The organism is Verrucomicrobium sp. BvORR034 (assembly GCF_000739635.1).
Classification (GTDB): domain Bacteria; phylum Verrucomicrobiota; class Verrucomicrobiia; order Verrucomicrobiales; family Verrucomicrobiaceae; genus Verrucomicrobium.
In genome coordinates this window covers 43,190-60,107 of sequence record NZ_BATQ01000130.1, presented here as the reverse complement: position 1 = coordinate 60,107, position 16,918 = coordinate 43,190, and the positions used below count along the sequence as shown (strand labels likewise).

13 protein-coding genes are annotated in these 16,918 nt (G+C 59.0%); 7 read left to right on the top strand and 6 right to left on the bottom strand.

Annotation, left to right across the window (positions count from 1 at the left end; all coding sequences use genetic code 11):
- Window positions 1-4,763 (bottom strand): autotransporter-associated beta strand repeat-containing protein (locus BV034_RS21835; RefSeq protein WP_265593312.1); only part of this gene is annotated, 4,763 nt, incomplete at its 3' end.
- Between the two features lie 311 nt (window positions 4,764-5,074).
- On the opposite strand from BV034_RS21835, the gene BV034_RS21830 reads away from it, so the two are divergent.
- The 3 genes from BV034_RS21830 to BV034_RS21820 all read left to right on the top strand — a co-directional run bounded on the left by BV034_RS21830 (window position 5,075) and on the right by BV034_RS21820 (window position 8,325).
- Window positions 5,075-5,839, top strand: a complete 765-nt coding sequence (locus BV034_RS21830; protein ID WP_050029096.1) for a helix-turn-helix transcriptional regulator — start codon at window positions 5,075-5,077, stop codon at window positions 5,837-5,839.
- 318 nt (window positions 5,840-6,157) lie between these two features.
- Window positions 6,158-6,886 carry a LuxR family transcriptional regulator gene (locus tag BV034_RS21825; protein WP_265593311.1) on the top strand — a complete coding sequence of 243 codons (729 nt, stop codon included), beginning with the start codon at window positions 6,158-6,160 and terminating at the stop codon, window positions 6,884-6,886.
- A 287-nt stretch (window positions 6,887-7,173) separates the two neighbouring features.
- Window positions 7,174-8,325, top strand: a complete 1,152-nt coding sequence (locus tag BV034_RS21820; protein WP_265593310.1) for a GTP-binding protein — start codon at window positions 7,174-7,176, stop codon at window positions 8,323-8,325.
- A 14-nt stretch (window positions 8,326-8,339) separates the two neighbouring features.
- On the opposite strand, the gene BV034_RS21815 is transcribed toward BV034_RS21820, so the two are convergent.
- Entirely contained in the window at window positions 8,340-8,777 is a 438-nt protein-coding gene (locus tag BV034_RS21815) for a hypothetical protein (protein WP_050029093.1), read from the bottom strand.
- Between the two features lie 94 nt (window positions 8,778-8,871).
- Here BV034_RS21815 and moaA point away from each other — a divergent pair, with 94 nt between their 5' ends.
- Window positions 8,872-9,873, top strand: a complete 1,002-nt coding sequence (moaA, locus tag BV034_RS21810; protein ID WP_050029092.1) for a GTP 3',8-cyclase MoaA — start codon at window positions 8,872-8,874, stop codon at window positions 9,871-9,873.
- 99 nt (window positions 9,874-9,972) lie between these two features.
- Here the strand turns inward: moaA and BV034_RS21805 are convergent, their stop codons facing one another.
- Complete coding sequence (locus BV034_RS21805) at window positions 9,973-10,638, bottom strand: GDSL-type esterase/lipase family protein (RefSeq protein ID WP_050029091.1); 666 nt, start codon at window positions 10,636-10,638, stop codon at window positions 9,973-9,975.
- A gap of 198 nt (window positions 10,639-10,836) precedes the next feature.
- Here BV034_RS21805 and BV034_RS21800 point away from each other — a divergent pair, with 198 nt between their 5' ends.
- Window positions 10,837-11,277: an NYN domain-containing protein gene (locus BV034_RS21800; protein WP_050029099.1), complete on the top strand. Its 441-nt coding sequence runs from the start codon at window positions 10,837-10,839 to the stop codon at window positions 11,275-11,277.
- Here the strand turns inward: BV034_RS21800 and BV034_RS36750 are convergent.
- The 3 genes from BV034_RS36750 to BV034_RS21785 form a co-directional block, all read right to left on the bottom strand.
- Complete coding sequence (locus BV034_RS36750; RefSeq protein WP_050029090.1) at window positions 11,267-11,740, bottom strand: methylated-DNA--[protein]-cysteine S-methyltransferase; 474 nt, start codon at window positions 11,738-11,740, stop codon at window positions 11,267-11,269. The genes BV034_RS21800 and BV034_RS36750 overlap by 11 nt on opposite strands.
- A gap of 499 nt (window positions 11,741-12,239) precedes the next feature.
- Entirely contained in the window at window positions 12,240-12,941 is a 702-nt protein-coding gene (locus BV034_RS21790; RefSeq protein WP_050029089.1) for an MBL fold metallo-hydrolase, read from the bottom strand.
- A gap of 35 nt (window positions 12,942-12,976) precedes the next feature.
- Window positions 12,977-13,945 carry a hypothetical protein gene (locus BV034_RS21785; RefSeq protein WP_050029088.1) on the bottom strand — a complete coding sequence of 323 codons (969 nt, stop codon included), beginning with the start codon at window positions 13,943-13,945 and terminating at the stop codon, window positions 12,977-12,979.
- Window positions 13,946-14,240: 295 nt separating this feature from the next.
- Between BV034_RS21785 and BV034_RS21780 the strand changes: the two genes are divergently transcribed.
- Together BV034_RS21780 and BV034_RS21775 are read left to right on the top strand one after the other, a co-directional pair.
- Window positions 14,241-15,491, top strand: a complete 1,251-nt coding sequence (locus BV034_RS21780; protein WP_050029087.1) for a homoserine dehydrogenase — start codon at window positions 14,241-14,243, stop codon at window positions 15,489-15,491.
- A gap of 36 nt (window positions 15,492-15,527) precedes the next feature.
- Window positions 15,528-16,916, top strand: coding sequence for an FAD-dependent oxidoreductase (locus BV034_RS21775; protein ID WP_050029086.1), 1,389 nt, complete (start codon window positions 15,528-15,530; stop codon window positions 16,914-16,916).
- Window positions 16,917-16,918 lie beyond the last annotated feature (2 nt).

Sequence of the window (16,918 nt, the reverse complement as noted above, 5' to 3'; positions counted from 1 at the left end):
CCGAAGAACTCCGTGCCATCGGGATCGCTGCGTGCCTTGCGGTTGAGTGTGGCGAACTGGATAGGACGCTGGATGTCATAGTCCACCGAGCCTCCTCCGAGGGCGGCGTTGAGGTAGAAGTTGCCCAGATCCACAGTGGCATATCCACCGAAGGTCACCCGCTCCAGATCGATCTGGCCGCCGTTGTCATAGTCGCCCCAGCCTTCGCCGTAGCTGGCAAAGAGACCGACGGTGAAGTGCTCGCTCAGGGCGTAGTCGGCCCCGACCAGGAAGGTGCCGGACTCGAAGTCCTCGCCCGGCACCAGGCTGAGCCCGCCCTGGGAGAAGAGGCCGCTGCCTTGCATCCAGGTGCTCCAGCGGGAGTCATCAGGCTCCGGGGTGAAGAAACCGGGATCGACCGACCGCACGGACTTGGCAGCCTTGCCGTCGGCTCCAGCGAGGGAGCGTTGACCCAGGCTGGGCTGGGTGGGGCGCTGGCCGAGACGGCGGGCGCTGAGTTGCTGATGGAGCATCTGGCCCTGGCTGTGGCTGAGCTCCACTGCAGTGCTGAGCGCCGCCTCATGAAATCCGGGCATGATGGCCTCGAAGGCCTGGGGATACTGCTCCTTGCGCAGCAGATCGAGGGCGAGGGTGGTGGCGCCAATGTCACCGTCCTCGATGCCAATCCACCGATCCAGCGAACGGGCCACACGGCTCTGGTTGGGCGTCTCTGCCACGAGCGTGTAGCTGGTGGGGGCAACGAGAAGCACGCCCAGGTTGCCCAGGTTCAGGAAACGACCCCTGTTCACGTGGGGGTCAGGCATGGCAATGCGGTTGAACCTCCCGGTGATCTTCCCGGCGCGCAGGAAGGGCAGCTGGTCGCCATACTTGGGCTTGTAGCCCAGGGAAACCACCTCCAGCGTTCCGCCGAGCCGGGCGGTGCCGCTGACAGAGAGGACATCATGGTGGCGGGCGCTGGCAGCCTCGATCTGGAGGGTGCCGGCACTCTTTTGGGTGTAGTTGCCCTGGATATGGAGGTGGCCCACCGAGTTGCCCGGGGCGACGGTGCCGCTGCTGAGAACGTTGCCGAAGACGGTGCCGTTGCCCATGAGGGTGCCTCCGCCCAGAACGTGGAGCAGGGGGGTGGCAAAGGTGCCATTGACGGCGAGCGCCCCACTGTGGATGAAGCTGTTTCCTGCAACCAGGACATCGGTGCTGGCATCGAGCGTGCCGGGGCCGTACTTGTGGAACACGCCGGGGACGAGGACGGTGCCGCCCTGGATGGTCGCCTTGCCTCCTGAGACGGTGAGGTTGCCGCTGGAGACAGTGAGGTGGTTGTAGACCTTCAGATTGCTGCCGGGATCAAAGGTGAGGGACTTGATGGTGTTGTTTTCATCGAACTCCCCTGTGCGGACCTGGCCGCGCACAAAGAAGTCGGCAAAGGTGGGGATGTTTACCGGGGCGCTGTTCTGGAGTATTTCTCCGGTGGCGGTGGCACTGATCACCGTGAGCAGGACATTGTTGTTGGTAAGCTGGAATTCATGGATGACATTGACGTTGGGATTGTTTGAAATGTTGGCGGCAGTGAATTGGGAAACTACAAAATCAGTGCTGCCAAACTGGGTGAGGAGATAGGTGCCGGGGTTCATGCCGGTGTAGTCGATGAGATAAGCTCCGCCGGATCCTCCGTTGGTGAACGCGCCGTTGATGTAAACCAGGGCCCCGGTGGCGGGAGCAAGGGCGAGGTTGGCGGTGGTCCAGTTGAGGTCGGAGATGCCGAGTGGGGTGATGGGCTGGAGGATGCCGGAGTTGAGGGTGACGGGGCCGGAACCGAGAGCAGAGTAGTTTTGCGTGAGGAGTCGACCGGCTCCGATGGTGGTGCCGCCGGTATAGTTATTGGCTCCGGCAAGCAGCAAGGTGCCGGATGTGTTCTTGATCAATTGCCCGCCCACACCCGAGTTGCCATCCAGGATCCTACCCATGAACTCCCCCGCCCCTACGATGAGTGTGCCTGAGCCAAGTCCCACCGAACCGCTGCCATAGAGCTGACCGATGGTTTCGATGTCTCCGTAGAGGGCCAGCCCTTGATCCGTGGCAACAATCGAGTTTCCCACGCTGTTCACAGTCACGATGGCGTCGTCCGCGATTTGCTCATCATGGTAGGTATACACCATGGCCTGACCTTCGATGAGCAGGTCGTGGGGAATGGCGTTGCCAGTGGCGCTTTGCAGGCCGACTCTGGCCTTGTCGCTCACGGTCGTCTGCCCTGCGTAGGTGTTGGTGTTGAAAAGGTGGAAATAACCTGCGCCTGTGGCGGTGAAGGTGACGCCCCCCGAACCGCTGATCACCCCTTTGATGCCTACATCGTTGGGAGCAGCCGCATGGGTGATGGTGACTGTCGAGTTCAAGGTCATACCGCCCGTGAGATAGAACCAGGTATTGTTCACCGGAGGGTTGACAGCCTCAGGGGAGATGGTGAAGCTGCCGTTGACGATGAGATCATTCCCCAACTCCAAGTTGGGAACATGGGTGCCGAGCGTACCGCCGTAGATGGTCAATGGTCCTGTGCCCAGCGCGGAGTCGTGTTCGGTATAGAGAGTGCCACCATTAAGCACGGTACCCCCGGTGTAAGTGTTCGCCGCGTTGAGGACGGTCGCGCCGTTGTTATGCACCAGGCTGATGCTCCCAGAGATCAGGACAGGGGTGCCGCCACTGGTGCCATCTGAGGTGAAATAGTGAGGCGCACCTGCTGTGGCGGTGTGGTTGAACTGGAGCGTTGCCGTGCCGTCCCCGCCAGTGACCTCGGGGGTATCCAGCAAGCCTGGATCAGTGGGCGTTTCTCCTGCTGGAGAGCCGATGTTGATGACGCCGGTTGAGCCGGGATTAATGGCCACCGTGACGATCGGGGCGGTGACCTTGCCGCCATTCTGGATGATGAGGGCACCATGGCCAAAGGCACCGACACCCAGGGCCACGGTGTTCGTCCACGTGGCGTTGTCCACCGTGACCTTCCCGGTGGAGGCGACAGCGCCTGCGCCGTTGCCGATGTATCCGTAGGTGTTGGTGATGGCACCGCCGTTCCGGATGATCAGGACCCCGTCGCCAGCGGAGCCGACATCGAACTGGCCGGACATGGTCCAACTGGAGCCTGGGCCCTCCACGGTTGCCGTACCGGTGGAGAATTGGCCTCTGGCGATGCGGCCGCTGGCGCTCGTCACTTCGCCCCCATTCTGGATAAAGAGGGTGCCGTCACCGTTTTCGCCGACGTGGACAAAGTTCGTGTTAAGTTTGCCCTCGATGATGAGGGTGTTGTCCACTGCCCCGACGTTCTTGCCGATGTAGACGCCCTTGCCCGGGGCGGTGACGTCCGCGGTGTCTCCTGCGCTGAGGGTCACCTGATTCCCGCTGGTAGATTCCCCAATGATCCAGTCCGTCTGAGAGACGAAGCTGAGGCCGGAGATGATCTTGCTGGTGTTTCCTGCATCCAGTGTGGTGAGGGCGCTGACGCTGCCGCTGTAGGCTTTGCCCTGGTTGCCGCTGGTACTATAGGCTCCAATCAAGAAACCATCTCCATCAAGGCTCAGGGCCTGGCCAAAAAAATCACCGGCCGCTCCGGCAGAGGCATAAATCTTCACGGTCTCAGTGATGGTGCCGGTGGCCGTGTCCAGGCCGGTGTAGAGGTAGGCTACTCCCTGGTCGGCATTGCCTCCCAAATTGTGCCCTTGCGCTCCAACGAGGCCCATGTTGCCGGACAGACTTACGGCAATGCCGAAGGTGTCGAATACCGCTCCGTCGGAGGCGATGAGTTTGGCGTTTTCGGTAATGGTGCCGGTGACTGTATCCAGATCGCGGAACAGGTAGGCCGCACCTTGACTGGCATTGCCTCCGGTATCATGCTGATAGGCCCCGACGAGGCCAGCATTGCCCGACAGGCTTACGGAATTGTTGCCAAAACCGAGAAGATCGTTTGCCACGCCATCGGAGGCGATGAGCTTGACGTTCTCGGTGATGATGCCAGTGACTGTATCCAGGTTGCGAAAGAGGTAAGCCGCACCTTGCAGGTTGTTTCCTCCTGTAGAATGTGACCCAGCGCCGACAAGGCCCATGTTGCCTGACAGGCTCACGGACTGGCCCAAGAAATCCGTTGCCGCGCCATCGGAGGCAATGAGTTTGGCGTTTTCTGTGATGGTGCCGGTGGCTGTATCCAGATTGCGAAAGACGTAGGCCGCACCTTGACTGCCATTACCACCGATATCATGTTGGTTGGCTCCCACGAGACCGATGTTGCCCGACAAACTGACCGCAGTGCCGAAAGAATCGCCTGTCGCGCCATCGGAGGCGATGAGTTTGGTGTTGTCCGTGATGGTGCCGGTGGCCGTATCCAGGTTGCGAAAGACGTAAGCTGCCCCTTGGCTGACGGTGTGAACCATATCGCCGACGAGACCGTTGCTGCCTGACAGACTCACTGCCTCGCCAAAGACACTGGAGGGTGAATCGTCGGAAGCCACAAGCCTTACCGTTTCCGTGATGGTGCCGGTGGCTGTATCCAAATGGCGGAACAGGTGGGCCACTTCTGTGTTGTAGGCACCGACGAGTCCGGTGTTCCCCGACAGGCCTACCGACCAGCCGAAACGGTCGAGTGCCGCTCCATCCGATGCCTCCAGTTCCGCTGCGAGGCCAGTCAGGGGGATGATCATCGTCAAGAGGCCTGCCAGCAACAGGGAGGAGCGGAATGGCTTCCGCAGCATGGGAGATGGCGACACGAAAGGAGGGTTCGTTTTCATGGGAGTCAGGGTTTGAGGGCGGTTATGCCGCGAAGACGGGAGTGCCAAATGAGGCTTCTGAGAGATGCCTGCATGTGCGGCGAACAACGCCGAGTCCTGCAAATGTGCGATATGCCGACCAGCATACACAGGGCACTTTGTTGGCCGTCGCCCGCGAAGCCGCAGGCCTGAAGGTCTGCGTGCCTGAAATGGAAATGCTGCGGTGAGAGCGTCCTGCGACCGCTGCCGGCTCTAGCGCAAAAATATTTTAGGCTTGTTGGCAACCGAGGCTGAAAAAAGGGAAATGCTCTTGTGGAAGGGATCTATCTGACATGAGACTCGATCATCAAGATTTCGCGGTGTTTAATGAAGCAGTGGCGAAAATGTATGTGCTGGCTTTCAGGCACGGAGCGCTGTGGGCTATTGCCCAAACCTTGCCAGATCTACTGGGCGGGGAGGTCGGCGTTGCCGGTGTGATCAGCAATGCCAAGACCTCGTTTATGATGAGCCAGACAGAGGTGGAACAGGCGCTGCAAAAAGTTCCGCCAGAGCTGTTTTCTGCTCATCCACGCATGCGCAGGGAGGATCTGCAGGGGAATGTGGTGATGATCTCTGATTTGCTGAGCCGCCATGACTGGCATCGTCAGGAGCTGTATCAGGTCTCCCGGGAGGTCCACGGTCTTGAGGAGGATTTGGGCACGGATTTTCGGCTGGGGGACGGGAGCATGGGGAATGCCTGTGTCATGCGCAAGCGGCGCACCTTTCAGGAGCGAGACCGGGACTTGTTCACCCTGCTGCTGCCGCACATAAGGGCTCTGTTGGACTGGGGTTGCCCGCGTTGTGCCCCAGGTTTGGGAGGACTGGGCCTGACGCGAAGGGAGCAGGAGGTGTTGTCCTGGATCAGTGAAGGAAAGACAAACTCAGAGGTGGGGCAGATTCTTGGCATTGCCGCAGGCACGGTGAAAATCCACCTCGAGCGCATCTATCGGAAGCTGGGCGTGGAGAACCGGCACGGGGCAACCTTGAAGGCGCTGGAAAAACTGCATGGGGGGCTACCAGCTCCCCCGTACAGTCGACCATCGCGTGAGGCTTCCTAGAACCTCTATAGCACTGAGGCTCGCGCTGTGGTTGGGATCCTCACAGCCGCAGATCAAGGCTGTCCGCCCCTCGTTCGTGGAAACTATCCATGCTGACCCTGCTGTACTGCAGGCTGTCCCGCTCGTTACGGGCAGAGGATTGGATTCTTTTGCCACAGGAGAATGCCCTCCGGTGTTGCGCTTTGCGGGAGTTGCCTGCGACCTTTCCGACTCCAGGGGGGAAGGCATTTCAACGTTGTGGGTAACCAAGCCTGAAAAAATGGGAAATGTCTTAGTGGAAGGAAACTATCTGACATGAGGCTGGAGCATCAAGATTTCGTGAGGTTTAATCAAGTGGTGGCGAAAATGTATGTGGTGGCTTTCAAAGAGGGAGCATTGCAGGCCATTACCCAAACCTTGCCCGAGTTGCTGGGCGGTGAGGTAGGCATTGCCGGAGTGAGTGGCGGGCCCAGGACCTCATTTCTGATGAGCGAGACCGAGGTGGCCCAGTCGCTGCTCAGGTTTCCAATGGAGCTGTTTTTCACTCATCCACGCGTGCGGAGGAAGGATTTGCAGGGCAATGTGGTGAAGATTTCTGACTTGCTAAGCCGCCATGACTGGCATCGTCAGGAGTTGTATCAAGTCTCTCGAGAGGCTCACGGTCTTGAGGAGGATTTGGGCTCCGATTTTCGGCTGGGGGACGGGAGCCTGGTGAATGCCTGTGTCCTGCGCAAGCGGCGCACCTTTCAGGAGCGGGACCGGGATTTGTTTACCCTGCTGCTGCCGCACATAAAAGCGTTGTTGGAATGGGATTGCCCGCGTTGTGCCCCAAGTTTGGAAGGACTGGGACTGACGCGAAGGGAACAGGAGGTGTTGTCCTGGATCAGTGAAGGAAAGACAAACTCGGAGGTGGGACAGATTTTGGGCATTGCCACAGGCACGGTGAAAATCCACCTGGAGCGCATTTATCGGAAGCTGGGCGTGGAGAACCGGCACGGGGCGACCTTGAAGGCGCTGGAGCAATTGCAGGCGTTACCGCAGCGCCCTCTTCCGACACAATGTGCCTAGAGATTTGAGACATCCACTCTATCCGTGACCACAGTGCAAGGCCTCTTGTACGAAAGGTCGCGTGCCACAGGTGGGAACTCTTGGGGGTAGGAAACAACTTGCCTCGCGGACATCCTGCCCGTGCAGCCAGGTGAAGTTCAGCGGAGAAGAGGTAACCACATTGCTGGGCGTAGGCGCTTGATTGAGGCTTGGCACCACGAGGATGGAGGTCGCGGTATTAAACGCAATTAAGTTGCGAAAATATTTGCAATTCCCACCTGGCCGTGCCTTCATCATTAATGCAATCTATGTGCATTAACAATGAAAACCTGTCTGAATCAAAGCTACCGGTCACGGTCCTCTCCGGTTTCCTGGGGGCGGGGAAGACGACGCTGCTGAATCACATCCTCCGGAATCGGGAGGGGAGGAAGGTGGCGGTGATCGTGAACGACATGTCTGAGGTGAACATGGATGGGCTGCTTGTGAAGCAGTCGGATGTCGCCTTTGCGCGGGCGGAGGAGAAGCTGGTGGAGTTGTCGAACGGATGCATCTGCTGCACCCTGCGGGAAGACCTCCTCATCGAAGTCGGGCAACTGGCGGGGGAGGGCCGGTTTGATCATCTGGTGATCGAGAGTTCCGGCGTTTCTGAACCGATGCCTGTGGCGGAGACTTTTTCGTTTGCGGATGAGTCAGGGCGGAAGCTTTCCGATGTCGCTCGATTGGACACCTTGGTGACAGTCGTGGACGGGCGGAACTTCATGAACGACCTCCGCTCCACACAGGACTTGAAAGGACGGGGCCAGGCGATCGGGGAGGGGGACGAGAGATCCGTGGCGGATCTCCTCGTGGACCAAGTCGAATTTGCCAATGTGATCCTGATCAACAAGGCGGACGCCATGGACTCCGATTGCCGGGTGGCAGTGCGAGCGATGGTGAAAGCGCTCAATCCCAAGGCTCAGGTCTATGAAACGACGCGGTCAGAGGTGCCCTTGGGGGCGGTGATGGGCACGGGACTTTTTTCGGAAAGCGAGGCGGAGGCCACGGACGGATGGATGGACAGTCTGGTGGGGCACACTCCAGAGACTGAGGAGTACGGCATCACCAGCTTCGTGTACCGTGCCCGAGGGCCTTTTGATCCGCGCTCCTTTCAAAGGTGGAGCCAGGAGGAGTGGCCGGGCGTGCTCAGGGCCAAAGGGTTGATCTGGCTGTCTGACGAGATGGAAAAGGCGAGCTTCCTCCAGCAGGCGGGGGTGATGCGCCATACGGAAGAAATCGGGTACTGGTGGGCCGCCGTGGATCAGGCGGCCTGGCCCACTGAGCCATCGGAACGTAGGGAACTCCAGGAGAACTGGCAGGAACCGTGGGGGGACCGGCGTCAGGAAATCGTGGTGATCGGCCGGAAGATGGACGAGGCCGCTCTCCGTTGCGAATTCGACGCCTGTCTTGCCCGAGGATTCTGAAGTGAGGTCAGGTGCTACTTGGTGACCGACCAGGCGGAGACTTTGCCGTTCAGGAACTCGACCCGCCCGGCTTCGTAGGGCACCTCAATGAAGGGATCATAATAGAAGAGCGGGTCATAGATGTAGCGATGGCCCCAGAACCCGGGCGCGTATCCGTAGCCAAAGCCGCCGCCATAGGCTGGCACGGCCTCAGTCCCCGTGTAGCTCCAGCGTTCATACTGCTTGCCAGCTTTGGACCCACGGCCGACTCGGTCCGGTCGTCCCCAGGCGATGAAAACAGCGCCTTTGGACATACCTTCCTCGATCTTGCGTTGGGCGACCATCGCCTTGTGTCGCTCGCTCAGTCCACTGTAAATCTGCGGGTTGCGCTCGATGCGCTTCTGCACAGGGGCCGTGCAGCTGGCCAGAAGGCCAAGCGCGGCCAGGGCAAAAATGACCGGGAACTTTTTCATGGGACAAACGTAGCACAATTGGACAGGTGATCACCAGCGCTGTTCAGCGTGGTGGTGGTTGCCTTTGTCCAGCGTTGTCCTACCTTTCTCCTCTGTGGAAGATCCCTTTGGTCATCACATTTCCTATTTGAGAGTCTCGATCACGGACCGCTGCAATGAGCGGTGCCGGTACTGCATGCCGGATGAGGAGCAGCAGTGGTTCGACCGTGCGGAGGTGCTTACCTATGAGGAGATGCTGCGGGTGATCCAGGTGGGCACCCGTCTGGGTATTCGGAAGGTCCGCATCACGGGTGGCGAGCCGCTCACCCGGCCTGGGGCCGTGGACTTCTGCGCTCAAGTGGCTGCGTTACCTGGCATCCGGGATGTGGGGATTTCCACCAACGGGACGCTGCTGACCAAACCGCTGGCTGACGGCCGCACAACAGCGGAGGCCTTGGTGCAGGGCGGGGTGCGTACTGCCAATCTCTCGCTGGATTCGCTGGACCGGGCCTCGTACTTCTCGACCACACGCCGGGATCTGCTGCCGAAGCTTTTGGCGGGCATTGATGCCGCCCAAGACGCAGGATTCGGGTCCATCAAGTTCAACTGCGTCCTCATCCGCCACCAGACGGAGCGGGAACTCATGAATCTCATCATGTTTGCCCGGGAGAAGGGGGCATTGATCCGGTTCATCGAGCTGATGCCAGTGAGCACCGCCGAAGTGTTGCGCGAGGACAGTTTCCTGGCTTGTGGCCAGGCGAAAAAGCTCATCGAACGCGAGACGGGGCCCCTCATCCCCCGACCGGACTACAAGACGAATGGGCCGGCGAGCTACTACCAGATCCCCGGCACCGATCAGCTGATCGGCTTCATCGGGGCCATGACCAACTTTCACTTCTGTGAGACCTGCAACAAGCTGCGGCTCACTTGCGACGGCAAGCTGCGCCCCTGCCTCGGCAGCTATTTGGAGTTTGACCTGCGGGAGGTGCTGCGGAGCGGATGCTCAGATGATGAACTCGCCGACTTCTTCCTCCATGTCGTGGCTCGGAAGCCCAAGGAGCACGACTTCCGGGGAAGCTATCAGCCCGGACGCCGGATGATCGCGATCGGGGGCTAGGTGAGCAGTAAAAAGTGGAGAGTAGAAAGTAGAGCCGGACGAGTTCCCTCGAGGCAGACCTGCTGCCTCAAGGTCACGTCACCTTTCGCTCTCGTGCTACTATTTTTTGCTCTTGAGTGACTCGAAGACGGTCTGGGCGATGATGGTGGCGCCGGCATCATTGGGGTGCACGCGATCAGGCACGAGGGCGTCTTTGCCTGCAAAGGGGGTGTGGAGGTCGATCAGGGGGATCTTGAGTTCGCTGGCGACCTGCTTGTCCAGGGGGATGATCTCATTGAGGACCACATCACCCCGAATGCCGAAGTTCCCCTGGGCAAACACGGGAACGGGTGTGCAAAGGTAAACCTGCACCTTGCGATTCACCTTTTGAAATGCGGCGATGAGGCCCTTGGCATCCGTGGCAAAGCCCTCCTTCTTGGACCAGTTGTGGGGCTTGGTGTCATTGGTCCCCAGCTTGATGACGACGATGTCAGGCACAAAGGCGAGCGCATCCGCGAAGCGCTTTTCCTTCTGGTAGGGTTTGTCGCCTGCGTTGAGCATGGTGGCACCACTGACGCCAAAATTCTGGACTGTATAGGTGTCCCCGAGCAACGCGGCGAGTTGCTTCGGGTAGGTCATGCTCTTGTCCTTGACTCCCGAGCCAGCCGTGATGCTGTCACCCACGCAGGCCACCTTGACGGGAGCGGCTGGAGCCAGGCCGGGCGCGGCGCTGAGGACGGCCAGAGGCAGTACGGAAAGGAGGCTGAGGAAGAGGCGGCGTTGCATGATAGCTGGGGAGTGCGGTGACGGAGGTTGGAGATTAGGGCTGCGCATGGGAATGCGGGCGACCCACTATAACGGATCGAGACGATGGGTTTGTGGGAGCTTTTCGCAAGGTCCTCAAGATACCAAATCCCGCGACTCGCGGGTTTTCTGTGGTTCCACTTGCCCCCCTGTGTCGGGTCGGAGATGCTCCGACCGAGCATGGCGGATCCAGTCACCCAGTTTGTCATTGTGGATGGTCACAGCGTGATTCACGCCTGGGAGGACCTTCGACGGCTCCACCAGAACGGCCCCCGGCGCTACCTTGCCCGCGAGGCATTGCTCAAGCGCTTGCGCCTCTATCAAGACGTGACCGGGGTTAGGGTGGTGGTCGTTTTTGACGGGGTCGGCAGCAAGGTCACAGACGAGCGGGAGTCGGCTGGAGTACAGGTTTTCTATGCGAACTCTGGCCGGACGGCGGACTCGGTGATTGAGCGGCTCGTGGCCCGCTACGCGTGCACCTATACGATCCGGGTGGCTACTGCCGATGGCATGGAGCGGGACACGGTGGAGGCCTTTGGTGCGGTGTGTGTCTCGCCCCAGGAACTGAAGTTTGAGGTGGAACGTGCCGAGGCGGATTTGGGCCGCCGACTCAAAGGATGATCCGTTCCAGACGCAGCAGGTATTCCTTGATCGGTAGTCCGCCTCCGTAGCCGACGAGACCGCCGTCCTCACCAATGACCCTGTGGCAGGGGACGATGATGGGAATGGGATTCTTTCCGTTTGCCGCACCCACTGCTCGGACTGCTTTGGGCTGGCCAATGTACCTCGCTAATTTCGCATAGCTCCAAGTCGTCCCGTAGGGGATTTCCCGGAGGGCATTCCACACCTTCCGCTGGAATTCCGTGCCCGCCATTTCCAACGGGATGTCGAACAACGGATCGACCCCTTTAAAGTACAAATCGAGCTGGTGATGGAGGCTGCCGAAAATGGAATCATTTCGTATATTCTGATTTTCAATATTACTTGAATATTTATCCTCCGGGAACCATAGTTCCGTAAGTGCTTTGCCATTCGATGTGAACAGGAGTTTCCCAATCGGGCACATATATTCAGAATAGAACATAAATTAATAAGATAATCAGTTGATAAAGAAAGTAATATGATGGTTTAAAACGTGAAGACTTGTCATAAACATCCGATTTCAGAAAGCGCAGTGCGATGGGAATAACTGAGCGAGTAGATTGATGAGGATTCTCCAAGTTATTGGCACTTTAATTCACATCTTATTCACACATGGAGCGTGGATATTTATAACGTATTAAGATCGAGTATCGCGTTATAAATCAATGGGAAAGATGAGAAATTACGTTTTCTGATTGTTTGAAAATTGATGGGGCAAGTGAATGAAAATGTGAATATTCTAGTGTGAACATCGGGGAGCTTTTCTTGCGGGTTACTCACAGACGTGGTGGTCGAAGTGTGGATAAATCGGAGCCTTGATGGATTGTGAGTATGTGAGCAAGATGCGCTCGCTGGCTCCAGTTTATGAGGTTGAGGTGGCGACCCAGAAGCGGATCGCAGGTGGGTTAGGGAGTGTGGTCAATGCGCGTTGGGTGATGCTTTCACCCATGTCCCGCGAGGCGATTCAGAATTCGCAGGTGTTCGGACGGTGTGGCTGGCCAACCGTGATTGGGGAGGCACCCGATAAGGTCCAAGTCCAAAGCCCGTCTCAGGCTTGAGGTCAGGAGGTCAGGGCGACTGTTGAGAAAACGTGGGGGGAGGTGGGACCAGGGGCCAAAACTGGCGAACAGGTCTCCAGAGAACAGCAGCTTTTGATGCGGAAGGAGGAAGCCCATGTGGCCGTCGGTGTGGCCCGGAAGGTGGATCGCCCGTAGTCCGCCGCAGATGGGAAGCTCAGTCCCATCGTCAATCCAATGATCGACCTTGAACCCCTGAAATCCCAAAAGGAGACGACCAGTGGCCTCCAGTCCACCGCAGACCCTGGACCAGCCGCGATAGGGATAGCGCCCCTGGCAATGGAGGTCGTCCAGTCGCGGGGCTGCCACCCATGCGCCTGTCTGGGCCACCAGCCGGGCGACATTCCAGATGTGATCGAAATGTCCATGCGTCAGCACGATCCCTTTGATTGGCAGCCCAGACCAGCCGCGAGATCGGAGTCCACGTCTGAGGGCAGGAATGCCCGAGAGCATCCCCGTATCAATGAGGTAGAGGGCATTCTCCTCTCTGTCCCTGAGAACGTGAAAAGTCACCCACGGGGTCCTGACCGGAAGGAGGTCGGTAATGAAGCCCTCGGAGGCGGTCATAAGGTTTAGCGGAGACAGAGGGCTGGCCCCACGCGTCACTTCAATGCCTCGACTCGGGCAGAATCATGCAGATGGCGGATCTCATCATCGGTGAGTGCACGATTGAAAACTGCGAGTCCGCCGAACTTGCCTATCGTTGCCTGGCCGTCGGCGAAGAGGCTGCCAACCGCATATCGAGCCCCCACGATGAAATCCGATCCACCCATGAGCTTGGTCTCCGCGTGCTTTTCACGTTCGTAGCGGAAAATGCCCCGTCCATGGTAGTAGGGATTGATTCCGCGTGGGCCGCCATTGGGGCCTTCCTTGAGGAAGTAGGGATCCGTCCGCTTGTGCTTCACTGGATCCAGTTCATTGGCGTCGAGGCGTCCATTAATGTAGGCCCGGAGGAATTTGGAGTCGTAGGTGAATGCCAGGGTGCACCATTTTTCGGTGGGGACGTCGCCAGCACTCACGGCGTAGTCGGCACACCAGGGAAACTTTGAACCATCCGCCCGGCGGGTCACTCCGCCCTCCGCGGAGATGTGGGGGACGAGTTTGTTGGGGCCGCCGTATGCGGGCATGTTCATGAGCAGCGCGTACTGCCGGGTTCCAGAGTCATCATCCTTGCCCTTCCCTTCGCTCCACATGCCGGCGATGGTGCGGCTGACATGGAGGTTCACGATGCGCACGACGGCGAAGAGCGTGACTTGGGCGTAGGGACCCGAAATGTTCAGATCTGCGGTCTCTGCGTAGGGGATTCGGAGAAAGTTCTTTCCATTGAGTTCTGCGGCATAGCCTGAGTAGGGGCCCCCTTCGCTGCGTGACACCGGGTCACCCACTTCAACAAGAGGGTGAGGATTGGCGGTCCCTGTGGAAAGCCGCGGCTGGCCAGCGGGCTCGCCAAAGGTCCAGAATGCCACAAGTCCCGGGGTCTGTGTGACGATGGAGGGATCGCCAGATGGTGGAGCCGCAGGGAGCCATTGACCGGCCAGCAGCAGGAGCGGGAGAAGGGACGCGCGGTGCATGTTGCATGCTGGACCAGACCCCGCTTCCAGGCCACGATTTTTATTCCAGCGCCATGCTCATCGCATTTCAGCCGGGGCGGGGAGGGACATGACAGATTTTTCATTCGGGGGAGGGCTTGGACAAATGGGCCGCTCGGATTGGCCAGAGGGGATGTGCGCTTGGCGACAATCCGCCTGCTGAGGGGCATTCAGGGCGCATGCGTCGGTCCGTTGAATCCCATATTGAGACCATTTTCATGCATTCCCATACCGTTTGACAGCCCGGTGATGCCGTGTTGAATGCCCGCCCTACATCATGTTGCAAGAACTGAAGCAGAGAGAGAAAGAAGGCCGGCCCATCCAGATCGGATTGATCGGGTCTGGTGCCATGGGTACTGGCATTGCCTACCAGATTGGCCGGACCCCGGGCATGCGGCTTGCATTCGTTGCCGACCAGAATCTTGAGGCTGCGCAGAAGGGTGCCGACAAGTACGGCAAACCGACTCTTGTCACCACGGATGGCATGGCCGCCCTTCGTGATGAAAAGCTGCACGTGGACGTGTTTGTGGAAGCCACGAACTCCATCATCGCTGCGTATGACTACTGCATCGCGGCGATCCAGCGCAAATCGCATGTCGTGATGATGAACGCTGAAGTGGACCTCATCTTGGGGCATCTGCTCCAGGCAGAGGCTCAGAAGCACGGAGTGGTGGTGACCAGCGACGCTGGCGACCAGCACGGGGTGCTCGCCCGCATGATGGAAGAGATCGAGATGTGGGGCTTTGACATCGTCCAGGCAGGCAACATGAAAGGGTTCCTGGACCGTCACCGTGACATCGAAGGCACCGTGGAGATCGCCAAGAAACTTGGCCTGAGCACCATTCAGTGTCTCGCCTACACCGATGGTTCCAAGTTGAACATCGAGATGGCCGTCATCGCGAACGAATATGGGCTGACCCCGTTCGTCCCTGGCATGGAAGGCCCCAAGGCCAACAAGATGCAGGACGTGGTGGATCTCTTCGACTTCGACAAGTACAACGGTCAAGGCCGTGTGGACTACGTGCTGGGTGCCAAGGAGCACGGTGGCGGCGTCTATGTGGTCGCCAAGTGTGAGAGCGAGTTCCAGCAGGGCTACATGAACTACTACAAGGTGACGAACAAGCACCCGTACTACGTGTTCCTTCGTCCTTATCACCTCTGCCACCTGGAGACGCCTCGGGCCTCCGCTCTGGCTGCATTGTATAACAAGCCGGTCTGCACCCAGCGCATGGGGCGGATCTCGGACTGTTTCGCGTACGCCAAGAAGGACCTCTCGGCAGGCACCCGCGTGGAGCACGCCATCGGTAGTGATGAAGTTTACGGCCTCATTGAAGAAGCCGCGCCCGCTTACGCTGCGGGTCGCATGCCGCAGGGCGTGCTGGACGTGGAGGAGTCCAACGAGCGCCCGGTGCTCAAGCGTGCCGTCAAAAAAGACGAGCCGTTGTTCTGGGATGACTTCAATATGCCGGCCAGTCGCATGGTCGAGCTCTGGAATCAGCAGATGGCCCTTCCCGGCATCAAGAAGTAGTCGGGGAGCTAGTGGCAAGGCACGAAAGGCACACGGATGGCAGCTACCAAGAAACATGTCGCAATCCTCGGAGGAGGAGTGTGTGGGCTCTATGCCGCCCGCGTCCTCACCCGTGTGGGCATTCCGGTCACCGTTCTGGAAAAAGGAGCGCAGCCGGGAGGCCTGGCCACTTCACATGAGCGGAGTGGCAACTGGTACGACCTGGGCTGCCACATGCTTCATGAGTTCGACAAAGAGGTCTATGAAGACATCATGTCCCTCATGGGGGATGAGAGCATCCCTGTGCAGCTGGATGCCAAGATCCGCTGGGCGGGCAGCTTCTACCGCTACCCGCTTCAGTTCCAGGACATGATCAAGGGGATTCCCATCTTCACCCTTGCCTTCTACACGATTGGTTTGTTTTACGCCCAGATCCGTCAGGCTCTGGTGCCCTGGCACCCGAAGAATGCGGAGGAGGCTCTGATCCAGCTCTACGGGGCACCTCTCTACAAGTTCTTCTTCAAAGACTTCACCCATCGCTACTGGGGCATTCACCCCCGCGAGCTCAGCGCCACTTTCATCACCACCAAGATGCCGCGCCTCAGTGCGGTGGATGTGATCAAAAAAGCGCTCGGCAAAGTGGGCGTGAAGGACAAAAGCGTGAAGGCGGTGGACAGTGCCCTGCATGAGGAGACGCTGCACTATTCCCGCACGGGTGCGGAAGCCATGCCCCGGGCAATGGCCCAGGCTGTGACGGAAGCGGGCGGGAAAGTCATTCTCAACGCCGACGTTCAGCAGGTCCAGATGAGCGATGGCCGGGTGACGGCAGTGACCTATCAGCAGGGTGGAGAGACTCATGTGGTGGAATGCGATGAGTGCATTTCCACGATCCCGTTGCCCTGGCTGGTGCAAAAGGCAGATCCGGTGCCTGTCACGAGCGTGGTCGAGGCCTCCCATCAACTCCGCTTCAAGCCCATCTCTATTTACGGCTTGCTGGTGAAGAAGCCGAAGTGCATCGACGGTCTCTACATTTACTATCGGGATCGCTTCTTCCACCGGGTGGGTGAACCCAAGAACGCCGGCCTCGTGGTGAAACCCGAGGGGCATACCGTGCTCATCGTGGAGACCACCTGCGAGATCGGCGATGCCAAGTGGAACGGCACTGAGGAAGCCAAAGAGCGCCTCTTCACGGATCTGGAACTGGAGAACATCTGTGCCAGGGAAGACGTGGTGGAGGTGAACATCCTCCATGGCGAAACGGGCTATCCCATCTTCAGTCTGGGATTCGAGCCGCACTATGAGCAGGTCATGCAGTGGGTGAAAGGGGTCAGCAACCTGCAGTCCACGGGACGGCAGGGGGGCTTCAAGTATCCGAACATGCATTCCGCCATGCGAATGGGCGCGACGGCCGCTCAAGTGGTGCTTAAGCGGTTGCAGCACTCGTAGGT

Bases quoted from the DNA above. Each gene is read 5' to 3' on its own strand.
- BV034_RS21830 (WP_050029096.1), top strand. From the start codon at position 5,075: ATGAGACTCGATCATCAAGATTTCGCGGTGTTTAATGAAGCAGTGGCG.
- BV034_RS21820 (WP_265593310.1), top strand. From the start codon at position 7,174: ATGTGCATTAACAATGAAAACCTGTCTGAATCAAAGCTACCGGTCACG.
- BV034_RS21815 (WP_050029093.1), bottom strand. From the start codon at position 8,777: ATGAAAAAGTTCCCGGTCATTTTTGCCCTGGCCGCGCTTGGCCTTCTG.
- BV034_RS21805 (WP_050029091.1), bottom strand. From the start codon at position 10,638: ATGCAACGCCGCCTCTTCCTCAGCCTCCTTTCCGTACTGCCTCTGGCC.
- BV034_RS21800 (WP_050029099.1), top strand. From the start codon at position 10,837: ATGGCGGATCCAGTCACCCAGTTTGTCATTGTGGATGGTCACAGCGTG.
- BV034_RS36750 (WP_050029090.1), bottom strand. From the start codon at position 11,740: ATGTTCTATTCTGAATATATGTGCCCGATTGGGAAACTCCTGTTCACA.
- BV034_RS21790 (WP_050029089.1), bottom strand. From the start codon at position 12,941: ATGACCGCCTCCGAGGGCTTCATTACCGACCTCCTTCCGGTCAGGACC.
- BV034_RS21785 (WP_050029088.1), bottom strand. From the start codon at position 13,945: ATGCACCGCGCGTCCCTTCTCCCGCTCCTGCTGCTGGCCGGTCAATGG.
- BV034_RS21780 (WP_050029087.1), top strand. From the start codon at position 14,241: ATGTTGCAAGAACTGAAGCAGAGAGAGAAAGAAGGCCGGCCCATCCAG.
- BV034_RS21775 (WP_050029086.1), top strand. From the start codon at position 15,528: ATGGCAGCTACCAAGAAACATGTCGCAATCCTCGGAGGAGGAGTGTGT.